The organism is Pseudomonas sp. GW822-FHT04C11 (genome assembly GCF_058800905.1).
In genome coordinates, this window is sequence record NZ_JBXAMS010000002.1 from 126,833 (window position 1) to 145,286 (window position 18,454).

The 18,454-nt window shown below is 55.8% G+C and carries 17 protein-coding genes and 2 pseudogenes; 13 read left to right on the forward strand and 6 right to left on the reverse strand.

Annotated features, from left to right (window positions below; translation table 11 throughout):
- Window positions 1–30 precede the first annotated feature (30 nt).
- A complete protein-coding gene (locus AC1RJ3_RS03280) occupies window positions 31–678 on the forward strand; it encodes a response regulator (protein WP_054596199.1) in 648 nt (215 codons plus the stop codon).
- A gap of 220 nt (window positions 679–898) precedes the next feature.
- Here the strand turns inward: AC1RJ3_RS03280 and AC1RJ3_RS03285 are convergent, their stop codons facing one another.
- On the reverse strand, window positions 899–1,285 hold the full coding sequence (locus tag AC1RJ3_RS03285; protein ID WP_054596198.1) for a DUF1120 domain-containing protein: 387 nt from the start codon (window positions 1,283–1,285) through the stop codon (window positions 899–901).
- Between the two features lie 191 nt (window positions 1,286–1,476).
- Here AC1RJ3_RS03285 and AC1RJ3_RS03290 point away from each other — a divergent pair, with 191 nt between their 5' ends.
- Window positions 1,477–3,657, forward strand: a complete 2,181-nt coding sequence (locus AC1RJ3_RS03290) for a fimbria/pilus outer membrane usher protein (RefSeq protein ID WP_493077470.1) — start codon at window positions 1,477–1,479, stop codon at window positions 3,655–3,657.
- A 39-nt stretch (window positions 3,658–3,696) separates the two neighbouring features.
- Here AC1RJ3_RS03290 and AC1RJ3_RS03295 read toward each other — a convergent pair whose 3' ends face one another.
- The 3 genes from AC1RJ3_RS03295 to AC1RJ3_RS03305 form a co-directional block, all read right to left on the reverse strand.
- Complete coding sequence (locus tag AC1RJ3_RS03295) at window positions 3,697–4,560, reverse strand: DMT family transporter (RefSeq protein ID WP_493077472.1); 864 nt, start codon at window positions 4,558–4,560, stop codon at window positions 3,697–3,699.
- Window positions 4,561–4,656: 96 nt separating this feature from the next.
- Window positions 4,657–4,821, reverse strand: coding sequence for a hypothetical protein (locus AC1RJ3_RS03300; protein WP_167360482.1), 165 nt, complete (start codon window positions 4,819–4,821; stop codon window positions 4,657–4,659).
- Between the two features lie 412 nt (window positions 4,822–5,233).
- The gene (locus tag AC1RJ3_RS03305; RefSeq protein WP_054596196.1) at window positions 5,234–6,172 is read right to left on the reverse strand and encodes an aspartyl/asparaginyl beta-hydroxylase domain-containing protein; all 939 of its coding nucleotides are present in this window, start codon (window positions 6,170–6,172) and stop codon (window positions 5,234–5,236) included.
- A 359-nt stretch (window positions 6,173–6,531) separates the two neighbouring features.
- On the opposite strand from AC1RJ3_RS03305, the pseudogene AC1RJ3_RS03310 reads away from it, so the two are divergent.
- From AC1RJ3_RS03310 to AC1RJ3_RS03335, 6 genes and pseudogenes are all read left to right on the forward strand, one after another.
- Window positions 6,532–7,513: pseudogene (locus AC1RJ3_RS03310) on the forward strand (transposase).
- Between the two features lie 279 nt (window positions 7,514–7,792).
- Window positions 7,793–8,383 (forward strand): fimbrial protein, encoded by a 591-nt coding sequence (locus AC1RJ3_RS03315; RefSeq protein ID WP_054596195.1) that lies wholly within the window; start codon window positions 7,793–7,795, stop codon window positions 8,381–8,383.
- Window positions 8,384–8,449: 66 nt separating this feature from the next.
- Window positions 8,450–9,187, forward strand: a complete 738-nt coding sequence (locus AC1RJ3_RS03320; protein ID WP_054596194.1) for a fimbrial biogenesis chaperone — start codon at window positions 8,450–8,452, stop codon at window positions 9,185–9,187.
- 196 nt (window positions 9,188–9,383) lie between these two features.
- Complete coding sequence (locus AC1RJ3_RS03325; protein ID WP_054596193.1) at window positions 9,384–11,828, forward strand: fimbria/pilus outer membrane usher protein; 2,445 nt, start codon at window positions 9,384–9,386, stop codon at window positions 11,826–11,828.
- 87 nt (window positions 11,829–11,915) lie between these two features.
- Window positions 11,916–12,869, forward strand: coding sequence for a fimbrial protein (locus tag AC1RJ3_RS03330; protein WP_158246520.1), 954 nt, complete (start codon window positions 11,916–11,918; stop codon window positions 12,867–12,869).
- Window positions 12,870–13,101: 232 nt separating this feature from the next.
- A pseudogene (locus tag AC1RJ3_RS03335) lies at window positions 13,102–13,283 on the forward strand (hypothetical protein).
- A gap of 158 nt (window positions 13,284–13,441) precedes the next feature.
- Here AC1RJ3_RS03335 and AC1RJ3_RS03340 read toward each other — a convergent pair.
- Both AC1RJ3_RS03340 and AC1RJ3_RS03345 read right to left on the reverse strand, forming a co-directional pair.
- On the reverse strand, window positions 13,442–13,666 hold the full coding sequence (locus AC1RJ3_RS03340) for a hypothetical protein (protein ID WP_103316245.1): 225 nt from the start codon (window positions 13,664–13,666) through the stop codon (window positions 13,442–13,444).
- A gap of 105 nt (window positions 13,667–13,771) precedes the next feature.
- Entirely contained in the window at window positions 13,772–14,026 is a 255-nt protein-coding gene (locus tag AC1RJ3_RS03345) for a DUF2790 domain-containing protein (RefSeq protein WP_054596190.1), read from the reverse strand.
- 717 nt (window positions 14,027–14,743) lie between these two features.
- Between AC1RJ3_RS03345 and AC1RJ3_RS03350 the strand changes: the two genes are divergently transcribed.
- Genes AC1RJ3_RS03350 through AC1RJ3_RS03370 form a run of 5 tightly spaced genes read left to right on the forward strand, consistent with a single transcriptional unit; the run spans window position 14,744 to window position 18,094 of the window.
- Complete coding sequence (locus AC1RJ3_RS03350) at window positions 14,744–15,697, forward strand: MBL fold metallo-hydrolase (protein ID WP_054596189.1); 954 nt, start codon at window positions 14,744–14,746, stop codon at window positions 15,695–15,697.
- The gene (locus AC1RJ3_RS03355; RefSeq protein WP_493077477.1) at window positions 15,694–16,005 is read left to right on the forward strand and encodes a hypothetical protein; all 312 of its coding nucleotides are present in this window, start codon (window positions 15,694–15,696) and stop codon (window positions 16,003–16,005) included. The genes AC1RJ3_RS03350 and AC1RJ3_RS03355 overlap by 4 nt, the downstream gene beginning before the upstream one ends.
- The gene (locus AC1RJ3_RS03360) at window positions 16,002–16,835 is read left to right on the forward strand and encodes an MbnB/TglH/ChrH family RiPP precursor modification enzyme (protein ID WP_493077479.1); all 834 of its coding nucleotides are present in this window, start codon (window positions 16,002–16,004) and stop codon (window positions 16,833–16,835) included. Before AC1RJ3_RS03355 ends, AC1RJ3_RS03360 begins: the two co-directional genes overlap by 4 nt.
- Window positions 16,832–17,491, forward strand: coding sequence for a putative DNA-binding domain-containing protein (locus tag AC1RJ3_RS03365; RefSeq protein WP_054596186.1), 660 nt, complete (start codon window positions 16,832–16,834; stop codon window positions 17,489–17,491). The genes AC1RJ3_RS03360 and AC1RJ3_RS03365 overlap by 4 nt, the downstream gene beginning before the upstream one ends.
- Before the next feature lie 12 nt (window positions 17,492–17,503).
- Window positions 17,504–18,094, forward strand: coding sequence for an HvfX family Cu-binding RiPP maturation protein (locus tag AC1RJ3_RS03370; protein ID WP_054596185.1), 591 nt, complete (start codon window positions 17,504–17,506; stop codon window positions 18,092–18,094).
- The last annotated feature ends 360 nt before the right edge of the window (window positions 18,095–18,454 follow it).

The window sequence follows — 18,454 nt, forward strand, 5'->3', positions numbered from 1 at the left end:
CATTCAACAACAAATCAAGGAGCGCCGAACATGGCAAAACTCAACGTCGTGATCGCCGATGATCACCCCATCGTATTACTGGGTGTACGTGAGCTGATAGAGCGCGATGAGCGCTTTCGCGTCGTGGGTGAAGCGGCGGGCTCGAACGAGCTGATCGAGCTGCTCAAACATCAATCGGTCGATCTGGTGATCACCGACTTCAAGATGCCCGCCGATTCGCCTTACGGCGATGGCCTGAAACTGGTGGAATACCTGCGCCGGCACTTTGCCGATGTGAAAGTTCTGGTATTGACCATGATTTCCAGTTCGCTGATCCTCACCCGCCTGCATGAATTGGGCGTCGTCGGGGTCATCCAGAAAAGCCAGCTACATGGCGAGATCCAATTGGCGCTGATGGCTGTGGCGCAAGGTCGCCCGTTTAACAGCGCCAAGCCGGCACCGACGTGCGTGAGGGAGCCGAACGTCGCGCTGGATGAGAGGCTGTCCCGGCTTTCACCCAAGGAGTTCGAAATCTTGCGAATGTTCGTCGCCGGACAGAGCGTAACCACGATTGCCCGCAACCTTTCCCGCAGCTTAAAAACCGTCAGTACGCAAAAGAATGCGGCCATGCGCAAGCTGGATGTTTCCAGCGACCAGGATTTGCTGACGTATTGCCTAGAAAATAACGTTTTCAACTGAGGCTGATCCTTCAGCCGAATTCAATCAGTAAAAAAGGCGCTCACCTGGATCAGCGTGAACGCCAGCATCGAACTCTCAGCTCGTAATCCCCCCCCCCCTCAAACAGTCGCGTTCTTCGTAGCGCTCTCGCCACCGAGCAAGACGACGTCACGCCGTTGCGCCCGTTCGTAGGTTTGCTCGCGCTCGAGCATCTGGTATTTAGCCTCCTCTGACTAATTCCTTAGTGTCTCGCTGGACCGCCAGGCATCAGTTCCATCGTCAATCTGGCTTCACTGATCTGGCGCCTGGATACCCGCGCATCTGCTGTCGGTATCACGGGTTCGATTTCCAGTTGGGCGGTAAGAGTTTTTCCTCTCGTAAGCTCGCCGCTAACGACCGGAGCAAAGGTCCGGCCGGGTTGAAGCAATCGCGAGTCCGAAGCGGCATCATTGATAATTCCGTCAGCAGTACTGCCGGCTATCTGTACGCTTTTGCCATCCACTTGCGCATTGGATAAGCGGATAACCAAGCTGCCGCGCTCCCCGTAAACCACATTGCCGCTGGCGTTTGTCTGACCACGCAGGGTTAGACGCATGGCCTGTGTATAGGGGCAAATCACGCTGAGCATTACTGTACGTTTGCCAAAGGTGGAGCTATTACTTACGGCAGGTGCATTCTGTAATTGCCACCGAGTTTGAGTACCGTAGTCGATGAGTTCTCCCCCGAGCGACACGCTGCACCGTCTATCCGTGGCTAAATTGGATGGCATCTTTTCGACGCCACTACCCAGAGGGGCCGCCTCGCTATAGTGGCTGAGACATGAACAAGCTGGAAGCGGCCGGCACACTCAACCCACATGAGCCGCACGCCTGCTATGACTTGCCGTCGCTGATCGACAAGGCCACTTTGCGCTATGACGTCAGCCGTCTGCGGCTGTTGGCCAGCGTGCCGCAAATCGCCATGCAGCGGGGCATGCGTGGTTATGTCGACCCGGCCTTATGGGATAGCGGCGTCTCGGCGGCCTTTATCAACTACCAGTTGAGCAGCAACCGTAACAGCACGGACTACGCCACCACGTTCTCCAACAACCTGGGTCTGCGTAACGGCCTCAATCTGGGCGCCTGGCGCCTGCGTAATGAGTCGAACTTCAGTAGCAGCACCGGTCAGCCCAACACGTTCAAGAGCAACCGCAGCTACTTGCAACATGACGTGACCGCGTTGAAGGGCCAGTTCAGTGCCGGCGATATATTCTCCGACACCGACCTGTTCGACAGCGTGCGTTATCGCGGCCTGAAACTGGCCTCCGACGAAGGCATGCGCGCCGACAGCGAGCGCGGCTATGCGCCGATCATTCGCGGCGTGGCGGAAACCAGCGCCACGGTGGAGATCCGTCAGAACAATTACATCCTCTACACCGCCAACGTGCCACCGGGCCCGTTTGAGATCAGCGATATCTATCCCAGCGGCTCGAACGGCGACCTGCAAGTGACCATCATCGAAGCCGATGGCCGTCGACGGGTATCGATGCAGGCATTTTCGAGCCTGCCGATCATGGTCCGCGAAGGCCAAGTGAAGTACAGCGTCTCGGCGGGCAAGTACAACAGCAACAGCGATGGCCTGGCGTCGCCGCAGTTTGTCAGCAGCACCCTGGCCTACGGCATCAACAGCAACCTCACCGGGATCGTCGGTGTCCAGGCCTCGGAGAACTTCAAGGCGCTATCAGTCGGTGCGGGGCGCAACACCCCGATCGGCGCCGTATCTGTTGACCTGACTCATTCCTCCAGCGCTACTTCGGGCCAGACCGTCCAGGGTAATAGCCTGCGGGCGCTGTATGCCAAGACGTTCACCGGCACCGATACCAACTTCACCCTGGCGGCCTATCGCTATTCGACCGAGGGCTACCGGACCCTGACCAACCACGTCGAGGAACTCAACGCCGACGGCCGTAAACCCACCGGCAACTCGAAAACCCGTACCGACCTGACCATCAACCAGAGCCTGGGCCGCAACCAGCAATATGGCAGCGTTTACCTGAACGCCAGCGACCAGCGCTATTGGGGACGCGGCGGTTCCCAGAGTCTGTCTACCGGCTACAGCAACTACTGGGGCGAGGTCAGCTACAACCTCGGCGCGACCTATACCAAGGATGTCGGGGATTTCGGATCGTCCAACAATGACACGTTGATCAACCTGTCCCTGTCGTTCCCCCTGGGTTCCAAACCCCGAGCGCCACGGGCCTTTGTTTCGGCCAACACGCAGAAGAACAGCGACAGTACTCAAGTCGGTATCAACGGCTACCTGTCGGAAACCAGCGACACCTATTACTCACTGCAAGGCGGTAACAGCAGCACCGGTGGCAGCTCGGCCTCGGCCAACATCAGCACCCGCACCTCGATGGCGGATGTCAGCGCCGGCTACAGTCAGGGACGCGGCTACGCCTCGCAAAACCTTAACCTGGCCGGTTCCGTGGTCGCCCACGCGGGAGGAATCAATCTGGGACAGACCGTGGGCGAAACCTTTGCCCTAGCCGAAGTGCCGGGTGTCTCCGGGGCCAAAATCGGCAGCTACAGCGGCGCTGAAACCGGCGCCAACGGCTTTGCCGTGGTCCCCAACACTCAGCCTTATCGGGTGAACTGGATCAGCCTGGATACCCGGGATCTGGGTGCGGACATCGAGATCGATAATGCCACCCAGCAAGTCGTACCAAGGCGCGGCGCCGTGGTGTTGGCTCGATATATCGGCAAGACCGGCCGGCGGGTGCAGTTCGAGCTGTTTGATGCGCAGAACAAGGCCATTCCATTTGGCGCCGCGCTGGAAGACGCCGCCGGCAAACAACTGGCCATTTCCGACCCGAGCGGTAAAGCCCTGGCGCTGGTGGAAGAGGACTCGGCCACCCTCACCATCAAATGGGCTGACAAACACTGCCTGGCGCCCTACGCATTGCCCGAGCGCAACAAAGCCCTGAACTATGAGCGCGTGCGTCTGCAATGCCAGCCATGAAAAACGCGGCCTTCGCCAATCACGAAGGCCGCGTCAGCATCAGCGGCTTTTACGGAACACAAACACCAAACCGACGATGATCAACAGCATGCCGAGCATGCTCAACATCGCCAGTCTGTTGCCGAAAATCAGGTAGTCCATCACTGCCGTCACCGCCGGCACCAGGTAGAACAAACTGGTGACATTCACCAGATTGCCTCGGGCGATCAGGCGATACAGCAGCAAGGTCGCCAGCAGCGATACCACCAGGCCCATCCACAACACGGGCACGATGAACCCCGTGCTGTGCTCGAAGTGGAATGGCTGGAACGGTACGAAAAACCCGCACAGCAACAGCCCGGCCAGGTATTGCACCGGCAGTGTGCCGAGGGGATTTTCGGTGATGCGCTTCTGCATGATCGAGCCTGCGGTCATGCTGACCAGCGCCAGCAAACCAAAGAGCATTCCGGCCAGCGACATGCCGGCCAGGCCGATGCCCTGATAGACCACCATGATCAACCCCGCCAGCCCGAGCATCAGGCCGAACATCCGGCTCCTGGAGCGTTGGCGCTCAATCAGCACCACGGTGAGGATCGGTTGAACCCCCATGATCGTGGCCATGACCCCGGGCGTAACCTTCAGGTCCAGCGCCAGCAGATAGAAAATCTGATAGGCGCCCAGCAATACCAGGCCGGTGGCCGCGGCATACAGCATCGGCTTGCCGCGCCGGGGCAGTTTGAGCTTGAGCAACGGGATCAACAGCACCAGCCCACAGAGGGCAATCGCAAAGCGGATCAACAGAAAGGCAAAGGGTGAGGCGTGAACCAGCCCCCATTTGGAGAAAATCGCCCCGCTACTCCAGAGCAGAACGAACAGGCTCGTGGACGCCGCCGCGAGCGCGGTCTTTTTTGAAATGAGCAACATGAAAACCACCTGTCATCAGGCAAGAAGCCAACTCAGCCGAAGCTGAAATTCAGTCGTTGTGTTCAGGCGGGCACAGGCAACAGCAGAAGCCGCTGATCAGCCCGAGAAGCCAACACCTGGCGGTGAAACCACCGCGCACACCGGCGTGCGACTGACAGGAGGGGGATAGTGGCTGATCTGCGCAGGCTGCACATTCCCGCACGGCACGACGCCAGCGTTGACCGCTGAATCGACTACCGCGTTGATGAGGGATGCAGGCATGAGCTGATCTTTTTTGAGGGAGAAATCGCCGGGTTGGAAACGCAGCGAGCGCTGACTATAACCAGCGCTCGACACAGATTGCAATGACTTGGTCAAAGCGCCAGTAAAGACAGCTGATGTGCCTGCGAATAGCCTTCAGAACGCACCACTCCCCATAGCAGCGGCACCACTAAAAATACAAGAGGCCATATGCGAGCACGAGTTAAGAAGCCTTGCGCGAAGGACAAATTATGGAGGATGCATAAAAAGCAGATGAATACGGGGCTATCCGCCAATCAACTTCGATTGTTCAAAGCGGCCCTGATCGGAACCGAAAATGAAGAGCCAAGCCTCCTCGCAGGCCGTCCTTGATTTTCTCTAGCCAAAAAAAACCGCTCATCGATGAGCGGTTTATCTTTTTTGGCGATTGGTATCAGCCAAACAACCAGTAGCCCAGCGCCGTCAGCACCACAACCGCCAATACTGGCCGCAGGATGCGGTATAGCTTCGGATTACGGCGCTTCCACTTTTTGACCACGCCGCTGAATTTGTCGCTGGAGGTCTTGCTCCAGGCGTAGACCTTGTTGATCCCGCCGACGCGCTCGTCATCGAGGTTTTGCGGCGCCGTGGCACGGCCCAGCAGGCCACTGACGCAACGGTTGATACGCGTCATCAAGCGGTTGCTCAGCGGTCGTTCGATGTCACAGAACAGAATCACCCGGGTCGTTTCGGTTTCGTTCTTGACCCAGTGCACGTAGGTTTCATCGAACATCACGTCTTCGCCATCACGCCAGGCGTAGACCTGACCGTCGACAAAAATGCGGCAGTCGTCGGAGTTCGGTGTCGACAAGCCCAAGTGATAACGCAGGGAACCGGCGAACGGGTCGCGGTGCGGGTTGAGGTGGCTACCGCCCGGCAACAGGGCAAACATCGCGCCTTTCACGTTGGGGATGCGGCTGACCAGCTCGACGGTTTTCGGGCAGAGCAATTCGGCCGATGGCAGCGGTTTGTCATACCACTTGAGGTAGAAACGCTTCCAGCCCTTCTTGAAGAACGAACCGAAACCGGCGTCGTTATTCTTCTCGGCGGCGCGAATGTAGCCCTCGTCGAACAGGTGCATGGCCTCGTCACGAATGACTTCCCAGTTTTCCTTGAGCACATCCAGTTCCGGGAACTTGCTGCGGTCCAGGTACGGTTTGGACGGCACTCCCGAGAACAGATACATCAAGGCGTTATAAGGAGCGAACAGCGCCGAGTGGTTGACGAACTGACGCAAGACCGGCAAACGCGCCTTGCCGCGCAAATGCACGTAGAGCGTGCTGCCGATGAACAGCAGCAACAGCGACGCCTTTGCGGCAAAGGAAAAGGTCATGGGGCAACTCCTTGGAAAAAGGTCTCTCTGCGCATCGTCATTTACCCGACATGGCAGCCGGCCATGATAAACACTACCGGCCTTGGGAAAAACCCACATAACTGAACAATCAGTGTTAAAGGTTGCGCAATAAAGCACTTATTAACATAAGGCACCTGAACCTTGACTGATTTGAGTCAACACAAGTCCCCTGTGGCGAGGGCGCTTGCTCCCGTCAGCTGACGCGATCAGTTGTGACGAAGAATAAAGATAGTCACAGCACCCCACGGATACAGCGGTCTCAAGAGACTACTGTAGTGGTCTAATGAAATCTATGGTCGCCCATTTAGGCAAGAATGCTCGCCAGATAGAGGTGCCTGATGACCAAGCAACGTCGTTCCTTTTCCGCTGAATTCAAACGCGAGGCCGCAGGCCTCGTGCTCGATCAGGGTTATAGCCATATCGAAGCCTGTCGCTCGCTCGGGGGTGGTCGAGTCCGCGTTGCGTCGCTGGGTCAATCAGCTCCAGCAAGAACGCAATGGCGTCACTCCGCAGAGCAAAGCGCTGACGCCCGAACAACAGAAAATCCAGGAACTGGAAGCTTGAATCGCTCGTCTTGAGCGGGAGAAATCCATTTTAACAAGGCTACCGCGCTCTTGATGTCGGAAGAGCACGAGCGCACAGGCTGATCGATCAGTTGAGTGCCCGAGAGCCGGTCGATTGGCTTTGCGCAGTCTTTGATGTCACGCGCTCGTGTTACTACGCCCACCGCATCAGGCGACGAACTCCGGACGTTGAGCGGCTTCGGTTGCGCAGTCGGGTCAACGAACTGTTTACGCAAACCCGAAGCGCTGCCGGTTGCCGCAGCATCGTGTCGATGATGCAGGACGGCGGCGAGCAAATCGGGCGGTTCAAGGTGCGTGGTCTGATGCGGGAACTGGCGTTAATCAGCAAACAACCTGGATCGCATGCCTACAAACCGGATACGAATCTGGTGATCAAGGCGCTGGATATGCCTTATGAGCAGCGTGGGAGGCCTCAAGGGCTGCTGTTTCACTCGGATCAGGGCTCGCAATATGGCAGCCGTCAGTTTCGCCAACGACTCTGGCGTTACCCCGCATGCGCCAGAGCATGAGCCGTCGTGGAAACTGCTGGGACAATGCCCCGATGGAGCGCGGGTTTCGCAGCTTGAAAACTGAATGGATACCGACCGTGGGCTACACGACGGCTCAAGAAGCACACCGAGACATCAGCCATTACCTGAAGCATCGGTACAACTGGATTCGGCCCCATCAATTCAACGGTGGGCTGGCGCCAGCTCAGGCCGAGAAAAAACTTAACGTCGTGTCCGGGATTAGTTGACCACTACATTTCCACCGCACCGGCCTTGACCCCGGCACGCGCCAATACATCCTTGAGCAGCACCCCGGTCCACTGTAACGCGCCCCATTAGACGATTCTTAAAAACCCATTAATTCAATCCACCCTCGCGACGTGCACACGGTTAAATAAAATACCCCCCCTAGACTATCAACTTTGCACTATCAGAATCGTCCCATAGCCGCCACTCACATCCGCACTTAACATTTGGCCTGTGCCCGAAGGACACACTACTTTCGCCTTACTTTTGTGGACAACCCGATGAAAAAGCTTTCGCTGACCTTGTTGACACTTTCAATGCTTGCTGCCGCAGGCCAGTCTTTTGCAGCCGACCCTGTAGTACCGACCAAGGCAGGTAGCGGCACCATCAATTTCAGTGGTGTTATCAACAATGACGCCTGCTCGATCGAAGATGCCGGAATCGGTAAAACCATCTCCGTGCCCATGGGCGACGTTTCCATTAAAGATATGGGCACCGCTTCCGCGCCGAAAGGCAGCGGCAAATTGAGCGCTGAAAACTTTGATATGAAAATCAACTGCAATGCCGGTACTAAGGTGGCCATGATCTTCCAGCCCACTACGGGTGCGGGTACAGGCTTGGTGACTGGTACCAAGGTGTTGAAGTTGATTGATGGTGTCGGTGCGGCGAGAGGTATCGGTATCGCTCTGCTCGACGCCAATGGCGATCAGATCGACCTGAGTTCGCCGACTGCCGCAAAGATTGAAAACACCCTGCAAGACGGTAACGCAACTCTGAAGTTCTCCGCTGCCTACGTCACCACCGGTGATGTCAAAACCGCTGTGGCCGGCCGTGGCGATGCCACCCTGCCGTTCACCTTGCAATACGAGTAATAACCACCAGGGCTACATTGCGCGGGGCTGCATGTCCCGCCTTTATTCACCTAAAGGGCCTTGCACATGTTCAACCGTCGTTTCATCTCCCTCTGCATGGGCTTGCACTGTGCATTCCTGGCCACGCACGCCAGCGCGGGTATTTCGCTGAGCGCCACTCGCCTGGTGTTTGACGGCGAACACAAAGAAGTCAGTATCAAAGTGCGCAACAACGGCGATGATTTGTTAATTCAGTCATGGATCGACAGCGATTCTAACGTCGGTTCGGCGCCGTTTGCCGTCACGCCACCGCTGGCAAAAATCCTTGGCAAGCAACAACAGTTACTTCGAGTGATCTATGAGGGCACCGGTATGCCGGCCGATAAAGAATCTGTCGTATGGCTCAACGTGCAGGAGATCCCTCAAACCTCAACGACAAAGAACACCTTACAATTGGCGGTCCGTCAGCGCATTAAAGTTTTTTTCCGCCCCGCCGGACTGACGGCCAAAGCTTACTTGGCGCCGACACAGTTAATGTGGCAAGTAGCCGAGCAAAATGGACATGCAATATTACAGGTCACCAATCCAGGACTTTATCATGTTTCACTGGCGGAGCTGACGCTTAAATCAGGCGTTATAACCGAGCAGCCCTTCGACTCGACCATGATTGCACCCGGTCAACACAAAAATTTTCCACTTGAAAAGTTGAACAGTTCACACCCCATCAAGTTGGACTTTCTCAGTATCAATGATTACGGTGCGCAAGATCGTTACGTTGCCGATTTGTCACGCGGGACTGCTGTCAGCGCCACCGCCAAGCACTAGCTTACGGTATTCACTTACCGTACATCTCGAACGTTTTGTAATTCAAACATGAATGTATTCTGTCTTTTATCGCTTTATAGGGCTGGGCATGTATTTATACCCACGCGGCAATTCCAACGACGTAAAAAAACAGGATAGTTTGGCTAATGCAGGGCTAAATGCGCTGTCGCTAGCCATTGCCCTCGGCGTGCCTCTAATGGCCAAAGCCGACGCCCCCTCTCTCGCCGAGCCTGCTCAAGTTTCACGGTTCAACACTTCGTTTTTGCAAGGTGCCGGGTCCGACGTGGACCTTGACCTGTTGCTCGTGCCAAACAGCGTGATACCTGGCACTTACCGGGTCGACGTGTACAGCAACGAGGTAATGGTAGGGCGCCGCGATATCGACTTTCGACTGATGTCGACGTCCAATAAAGTCCAAGCGTGCCTAACCCTGGATATCATTCGTCAACTGGGCATCGACATGAGCAAGCTCGAAACCGGCGGTCAGCTCAATCCCGACGCGCCGGGCACCTGTTACGATCTGCCGAGCCTGATCGACAAAGCTACCGTGAACTACGACCCCGGCCGCCTGCGGCTCTCCATCACGATACCGCAGGTTGCCCTGCAACGCGGAATGCGCGGCTACGTCGACCCGGCCCTATGGGACGCCGGCATATCGGCGGCCTTCATCAATTACCAGTTGAGCGGCAATCGCAACGACACGGACTATTCCACGTCGATCTCCAATAGTCTCGGGTTGCGTAACGGCATCAACCTTGGCGCGTGGCGTTTGCGCAATGAATCGAACTTCAGCAGCCGTACCGGCGAATCGAATTCGTTCACCAGCAATCGCAGCTACGTGGAGCATGACGTGACTGCCTTGAAGGGGCAGTTCAGCGCAGGTGATATTTTTTCCGACTCGCAGCTTTACGACAGCGTGCGTTATCGCGGCGTAAAACTGAGTTCGGATGAGGGGATGCGCGCCGACAGCGAACGCGGCTATGCCCCGGTTGTCCGAGGCGTGGCGCAAACCAATGCCACCGTCGAGATTCGTCAGGACAACTACATTATCTACACCACCAGCGTGCCGCCGGGCCCGTTCGAGATCAACGATATTTACCCCAGCGGCTCCAACGGCGACTTGCAGGTCACAGTCATCGAGGCCGACGGTCGTCGCCGCGAAACCCGCCAGGCCTTCTCAAGCTTGCCGATCATGGTGCGCAAGGGCCAGATCAAATACAGCGCATCGGCAGGCAAATACAACAGCAACTCCGAAGGGCTGGCCTCGCCGAAGCTCTTCAGCGGTACGCTGGCCTACGGCATCAGCAGTAATCTCACCGGCATTGTCGGCATGCAGTCTTCGGACAACTTCAGTGCGATGTCGCTGGGTATGGGCCGCAATACAACCTTCGGCGCTTTTTCATTCGACCTGACCCACTCCTCCAGTCAGGTACGAGATAGCTCGAGCAAGGGCAACAGCCTGCGCATGCTGTATGCAAAAACCTTCACCGGTACCGATACCAACTTCACGCTGGCCGCCTATCGTTACTCCACCGAAGGCTACCGCACGCTGTCCGAGCATATCGAAGATCAGAGCTATACCGATCAACGGCGCGGTAACTCCAAGACTCGGACAGATTTGACCATCAATCAAAGCCTGGGTCGCAATCAACAGTTGGGCAGTGTCTACCTCAATGCCACTGACCAGCGTTATTGGGGCAGTGGCGGCTCACAAAGCCTGTCCGCTGGCTACAGCAATAGCTGGCGCGACCTGACTTATAACCTGGGTGTGACCCATACCAAGGATGTGGGCAATCGCGGCTCCGCGAATAACGACACTCAGGTCAATCTGTCGCTGTCTTTCCCACTGGGCTCCACGCCTCGGGCACCGAGAGCGTTCATCTCGAGCAGTACGCAAAAATCCGGTAACAGTACCCAGTTGGGCGTAAACGGCTATGTGTCCGAAGACAGCGACACCTACTATTCCCTGCAAGCAGGCAATAGCAGCAATGGCGGCAATACGGGTTCGGCAAGCATCAGCACACGCAGCGCGTTTGTAGATGCCAACGTTGGTTACAGCCAAGGGCGCGGCTACAACTCACAAAACCTCAACCTGGCAGGCTCGATCGTCGCACATGCAGGAGGCATCAATCTGGGGCAGACCCTCGGCGAGACCTTCGCCCTGGCCGAAGTGCCTGGTGTACCAGGCGGGGTCAAGATCAATAGCTTCAGCGGCACGAAAACCGGCTCGAATGGCTATGCCGTGATCCCCAACACCCAGCCCTACCGGGTCAATTGGATCAGCCTGGACACGCGCGACCTTGGCGCCGACGTCGAAATCGAAAACGCCACCCAGCAAGTCGTGCCTCGCCGTGGCGCCGCGGTGCTGGTGCGCTATCTCTCCGAGACCGGGCGTCGCGTGCAATTCGAGTTATTCGACAGCGCACACCGACGCTTGCCGTTTGGTGCAGCCCTGGAAGATGCAAGCGGTAAACAGATCGCCATTGCCGACCCCAATGGCAAGGCCCTGGCACTGGTTCAAGACCCGCGCGCCCTGCTCACTATCAAATGGGCGGACCGGCAATGCCAGGCGACCTATTCACTGCCAGAGCGCGATAAGGCACTGAACTATGAGCGCGTACCGTTGGTTTGCTCGCCCTGAAGTCTGTTCAGAAACCTTCTTCAATCACCCAAGGCTATCGGTGTCTCCATGCATTCTATAAAAGATCACATTGACCGAAATCCAGCGATGAAAAAACTGTTATGCCTCACCTCAATAGCACTGGTCGGCTGCATGAATGACGCAATGGCCAGTTGTTCTTTCAAAAACAATGACAAGCCCCGCGTCATAAATTTTACCGCGCCCAGTACAATCAACGTCCCGGTGGACGGTACCGCATTGACGGTGGTGGACGTACAAACCGCAGGTCCGGCTTCATACATTGTATTGACTTGCTCTCCAAGGGAGGATTCCGGCTTTTTACTGAACCCCTCTCTCGGTGCGCAGCCCGCCACTGGCACTGTATTCCCTTTAAGGGAAAGCGGACTTGATATGAGGCTCAGGATCGAGGGGCTCAGCCCGTTCCATTCTCTAACTGAAAAAAACAGTACTTTCACGGTGGGCACAAATGAAACTTTCAAAGACGGGCCCTACAGGCTGTTCTTGATCAAAAACGGCCCAATCAAACCAGGCGTGACTATTCCGGCGGGCCTACTCGGAACATGGGTTACAACCGGCGGTTTCGAGGTCGCACGCTTCAATTTGCTGAACCCCATCCAAGTGGTAGCTGCGTCATGTTCGGTCAGCGACGTCAATGTGCAGATGGGTGACAGCTACCAATTGTATGAACTTGAACATCCTGGCGATAGTACGCCACCGATACCTTTCAAGATCCGTTTGAATGACTGCGATGAAGGTATCAACAAAATCCAGCTGTCATTCGAGGCGGTCAATGGAATCGAAGAAGAGAGCAGCGGTATTGTGTCATTGGACAAGCAATCCACGTCCAGAGGCATAGGGTTAAAGCTAACTGACACACTGGGCGGTGCCGTCACAATGAATAAGACCTATAAACTGGGGAGTTATGTAACCGGCAATAAAACCGCAGAAGCCAATTTCAACGCCGCTTACGTCCGAGTTCCGGGTGATATTCAAGCAGGCACGGCGAACACAAGTATCAGGTTCACCATGACGTATCAATAAACCCAAGTAGTGGGGTCAAGTTACTGACCGAGGGTACGGTAAAGAGCCCCTCCTTGCGGCGTTTAGGAATCATCTCATGGCCCTGAGTCAATGGAATGTTCTCCCTTGCTGAATCTGCCCATCTAATCCTGCGGCATGACACACCTACCGGTGTTGAAATTGGCACGGTTTTTTTCACTCCCTGCGTCGATGCTACCGCACTGCCGAATGGCTCACGCTTACAGGTACACAACTGCTGTTCAAAATCAACGAAAACCAGCTCGCGCTGTAAGCTGCCATCATGGAACTTTCAAATGGGGTAGAGAAGCGCGGATCGGCTGAAGTTGCGGACAACGTTCGCGGCGCCTGGCTGCACTTTACCGAAACGAAGAGTTCATCAAGATGACCCTAGCGGTGATGATGGCGCCGAAGTGATTACGAGTGTTTTTGCCTTCAACAACTCAACGCAATCGATTGGCTAGACCCAGATACTACAAAGCAAAAAAACGCCCGTATTATCGGGCGCTAAATCGAACACCAATTCCAAGTGAGCCGAGTATAAAAGAAGTGAATATCGGGAACGCTTCGAATAATCAGATATCGGGTTGTTGCTTCTGTTCGATAGTGTCTGCTGCGGAAGAACCGTTGTTTTTGGTCTGGGCTGTCAGGGTCTTTTGTGCGGCTTCAGCGTGGGCTTCCACCTGGCTGGCCTGAAACGCCTCCCATCGGGCGCGGGCCCGGTCAGAACCATCTTCGGCAAAGACGGCGACAGAGATAACGGACAATAGGCCGGCAATGACAAGGGTGGACAGTTTCATAGAATAAATTTCCTGAGGTGATAAAGAAGAGTGCCGCTTGGGCTATATGAAATTTATGGATAGCACTTTAGGAAGTGTCGTTATTAACAGAGCGTTAAGTGCTCATCAGTTTTCGTTCGTGCAACGTCCTTGAACCAGATAGTCCAAAACATGCTCCCGCCCCTGATGATCCAGGTAATCGAGACGCGCGGGAATCACACCGCACTGGTCCGAGATATCAGTAATTGATATGATTTTTGCAACATCCATATGAACATAGAAGCCGGTCTTGTCATGAATCACCGGTGACTTCTCGGTAGTATCGGCAAAAACTGAACCGCAGGTGAGCAAGGTAGCAAATCCAAGCATAAACAATTTCATTAAACTATCTCTCTACTGGTAAGTTTCTTGCTAGCTGATAATTAGCCTACAGCAACTAATCCGACTCAAACATTCTACAAACAGAACAATGGCAAAGTTGTAGTGCAAACTCGCCCACCCTTAAGACTCATGAGGCGTAACTGCATGAGATGTGTATAGGACTAATGAGCCGGACACTCACAATTGGGATACCGCCTAGAAAAGCCTGATTCCCCATCTGGCAAAACAGAATATTGCCTCTGTGAAAAAGGACAGTGGTGCCCCAGAGGGCATTGGTGAGCACAGCGCTAGGACAGCTGTTCCTATAGTGGTGGCTCATCAGTTCGGGGTGAACGGGTGAACGACCTCGCGGGACGAGTTCAGCGCGGAAAAAGGGATGAGAAATAACCATGGTGGTGTCCATTAGCAGGTAATGCGAGATGAGCCGGTGAATGATTCGATTTCATCCTTCCACTCTCACCCGATATGCACGATGACATTTTTCGCATGTACGCCATGCCCTAACGGCATGGCTTACGTTCCCCAGCCCAACGAGAGGGTCAAATCCACCCACACGGCAGCATCGCGCCAATGCATACCAAAAAGGCATGCCACCTATTAAAAACAAGCAATGGTGCATACGTCAGCAGTAGGTGACGATGTGTAACACCTCATTGGTGCTGCTTGGCACCACTCGGTGACTCGCACATTCCACTTCAGTCCGCTTGGAGCCTCACTGTGAAAAAAATCTTGCGAATCGCCACCGCTCTCGGCTTCGCGGCACTCTCCACCGGCACATTCGCCGCTACGACCAGCGCTGACACAACGCACTCCATGGGCATCCAACTGCTCGGCTCTGGTGGCCCCATCTCTGACGACGCCCGTGCTTCATCGGGCGAGATTGTCTGGATCGATGGCAAGTCGCGGCTGCTCATCGACGCCGGCGGCGGTACATACCTGCGCTTTGGCCAGGCGCATGCCCGGTTGGAAGACCTGCACTTCATCGGTATTTCGCACTTCCACACGGACCATAGTGCCGATTTACCCGCCATCTTGAAGGGCGCTTACTTTATGGCCTCGGGCAACACGACCGCACTGGTCGGTCCGGACGGATCTGACTCATTCCCGAGCATGACGGAATTCTTCCATGACACGTTCGGCGCCAAGACTGGCTCGTTTGCCTACCTCGAGGGTCTGCATGATGGCAGTGATGGGTTGAATCTAAAGGTCAGCCCGATTATCAACGTGGATCGTCACGCCGAGAAAGCGTCCCTCGTATATCAAGACGCCGAGGTTAAGGTATATGCCTACGGCATTCCGCACGGTGATGTGCCGACCCTGGCGTTTCGCATCGAAGGCAAGTGCGGCACGATCGTGATCTCAGCGGATCAGAACGGCAGCCGCGCTGGATTCGTCGACTTTGCCAAGGGCGCAGACATTTTGGTCATGCCGGCTGCCATCGATGACGATGCCGACGCCACCTCTAAATTCCTCCATGCAACGCCCACGGTCGTTGGCAAGATTGCCGCAGCCGTCAATCCCAAAATGCTTGTCCTCAATCACTTCATGGGCAGATCCCTGAAGAACAAGGATAGCAACGTCGCAATCATCAAACGCTACTACCACGGCCCGGTCTACGCAGGTCGTGATCTCTCGCGCTTCGAAATGCCATTACCCAGGAGCACCCAATGAAACACACATTCGCGCTATCCATCGCCGTTGCCTCGCTCGCCTCGCTCGCCTCGCTCGCCGTCATCAGCCAGCCAGCTCACGCCAGTGAAACCCCACCACCGGCCATTGCCAAGACCACCAAGGGTGGCGGCAAGTGTGCCAGCGGTAAGTGCGGCACCGAGAAGATCTACGGCAAGGCCAAGATCAATCAGGACCCACAGGATCGATTGGTCCGCACACGTGACGGTAAATGTGGTCTGACTGCTCAAGGTTACGACGTCGCCGAAACGCCCCTGAAGAAGCTCGCAGAAGGGGTTTGTGGCCAATGATCATCCAAGGACGAGGGCTTGGGCTCCGACGTGAGTTTGCCTTGTCTCTCGCCAACGGCCCTATTCGGAATGACTTCGACTTTCTAGAAGTCGTACCGGACAACTGGATGGGGTTGGGTGGAGAGAGCATGGAACAACTCGACGCCATCGCGGATAAATATCCAATGGTGGCACACAGCTTGAGCCTGTCCATCGGCGACGCACAATCGCTGGATATGGATTACTTGAGCGCAGTGAAGACCTTCTTAGACAACTACGACATTGCGATCTATAGCGATCACGTCAGCATGTCACGCGATAGCTGCGGCTACCTTTACGAGCTGATTCCTGTGCGTCGCACGCAGGCAAGCCTGCAGCTTATGGTCGATAAGATCAAGGCAGTGCAGGATTACCTGTCCCGGCGTATCGCGTTGGAGAACATCTCCTACTACTACGATGAGGAGGGACAGATGGCCGAAACCGAATTCATCGCTCGGCTGGTCGACACCTCGGGCTGCGGGCTGCTATTGGATGTCAATAATGCGTATGTGAACGCGCGCAACCACGGATTCGATCCGCGCGCATTCATAGATGCATTGCCGACGGACGCGGTGACCTACTTTCACGTGGCCGGTCATCTAGATAATGGACCTCAAGAGCGGGTCTTGGATACGCATGGAACCGATGTTTCGGCCGCCGTGCTGAACCTGGGTGCTTATGCGGTTCATCGGTTCGGCGAGCAGCCCATTGTGCTAGAGCGCGACAACAATATACCCAGCCTCGACGAGCTATGTGAGGAACTGCGCGGCATCCACCAGGCCATGACCGGCTCGACAGGGAAGCTGCAATGAACCTTCGCATCGCACCAGATGTCGCCAGCGAAGCAGAGCGTCGGTGTCAGGCCGTACGCAGCGGTGATCTCGGCCCGTATGGAGAATTGGTCCGGGCGAACGCGCAAGAGCTAGTCACCACGATGTTCCCACGGTTTACCCAACATCGCGGTGCCGAGCGCCTGCGCCAGGATATCGACGCATTCTACAAATGCTTTGGCGCAACGCGGGCCGAATTCATTCACCTCGCGACCGAGTTTGTCCGCTTCATACAGCCGCGCCTGCCACCGGGTATCGGGCGCCCCCTTATCGAGTACGAATGGATGTTGTTTGACGTTGAGGTCGATAAGACCCCAGTTCCCCGCCCCCATGGGGAGGACGCTCGTCGCCCTACCCGCATTTACCTCAACCCCACCGTGCGATGGCTGGCCACTCCGTTTGATCTGCACGAGGACGACCAACATGCGGCGCAAGCGCCGCTAAACCACGACGCGCCTTATGTCTATGCCGTCTTTCGCACATTCGACCATAGGGTCGTGACGCAACGGCTTTCAAACCACGACATTGCAGAACTGTCCACCTTCACGGGCGGCGAGCGGCTCGTATCTCCAACAGAGTCAGCACACTGGTTCACGCACGCGCTTCGGCACGAACTCATTACTTTACACCACGAATAGTAAGGCATCGCCATGGATAAACTGATCGCACTTCTCAATCGCGGCCTCGAAAAGTCCAAAAAGCTGGATTTCGTAGCGCTACTTTCCATCCGTCTGTATCTGCTACCCACCCTCTACGAGGGCGCCCACGCCAAAGTCACCGGCTTCAGTGGCCTGGTCGAGTGGTTCGCCACTCCGGTGGCCCAAGGCGGTCTCGGCATGCCTTTGCCCACTCTGATGGCCACGCTTGCTACGGGAACCGAAGTAGCAGGGCTCATCTGCATCGCCCTGGGTCTGTTCACCCGCATTGTCACCATTCCGCTGGCGATATTGATGACCGTCGCCGGTTTGTCCGTGCACTGGTCGCACGGCTGGGCCGCGATTGCCGACAAAACCACCGAAGCCAGTATGCGCCTCAGTGGTCTCATGACTTGGCTGCAGCATTCCTTTCCGGGCCGCTTCAACTATGTTACGGAATTGGGTGACCCAATAATCCTCAACAACGGCATCGAATTCACGGTGACCTATGCCGTCATGATTATGGTGCTGTTCTTCTATGGCGCAGGTCGCTATGTCAGCGCAGACCATTGGCTGGCCAAGGTCTTCCCGCGTTGGCCGAAGTGACCATACGGCCAGCGTAGCGGTTCGATTCAATTTAGGACGCGCTACGTAGCCGCGTGGTCAATGTCGCCAGGTATGTCCATCAACGACCGACGACGGGTAACAGCTAAACCCAAGCCGGGTTCTGAGAGTTCCGTTTGAATAGCTTTGGGCTGAGTTCGTTACTCAGCCCTTTTTTGTATCTTCACAAAGTTCCAGAAGACACAGAAACGAGAACGCCGATTTGATTGATGGTGTTCGTGCGAGCAAACACATCTGAAAAAAGGCGTTCTCATCCAGTTCGCCAAACGGCTAAAGACTTACTGGCAAGACAACCTAAGTCGGAGTCGCTGACGATGCACACAAGGCAGTTGGAAGGGATAA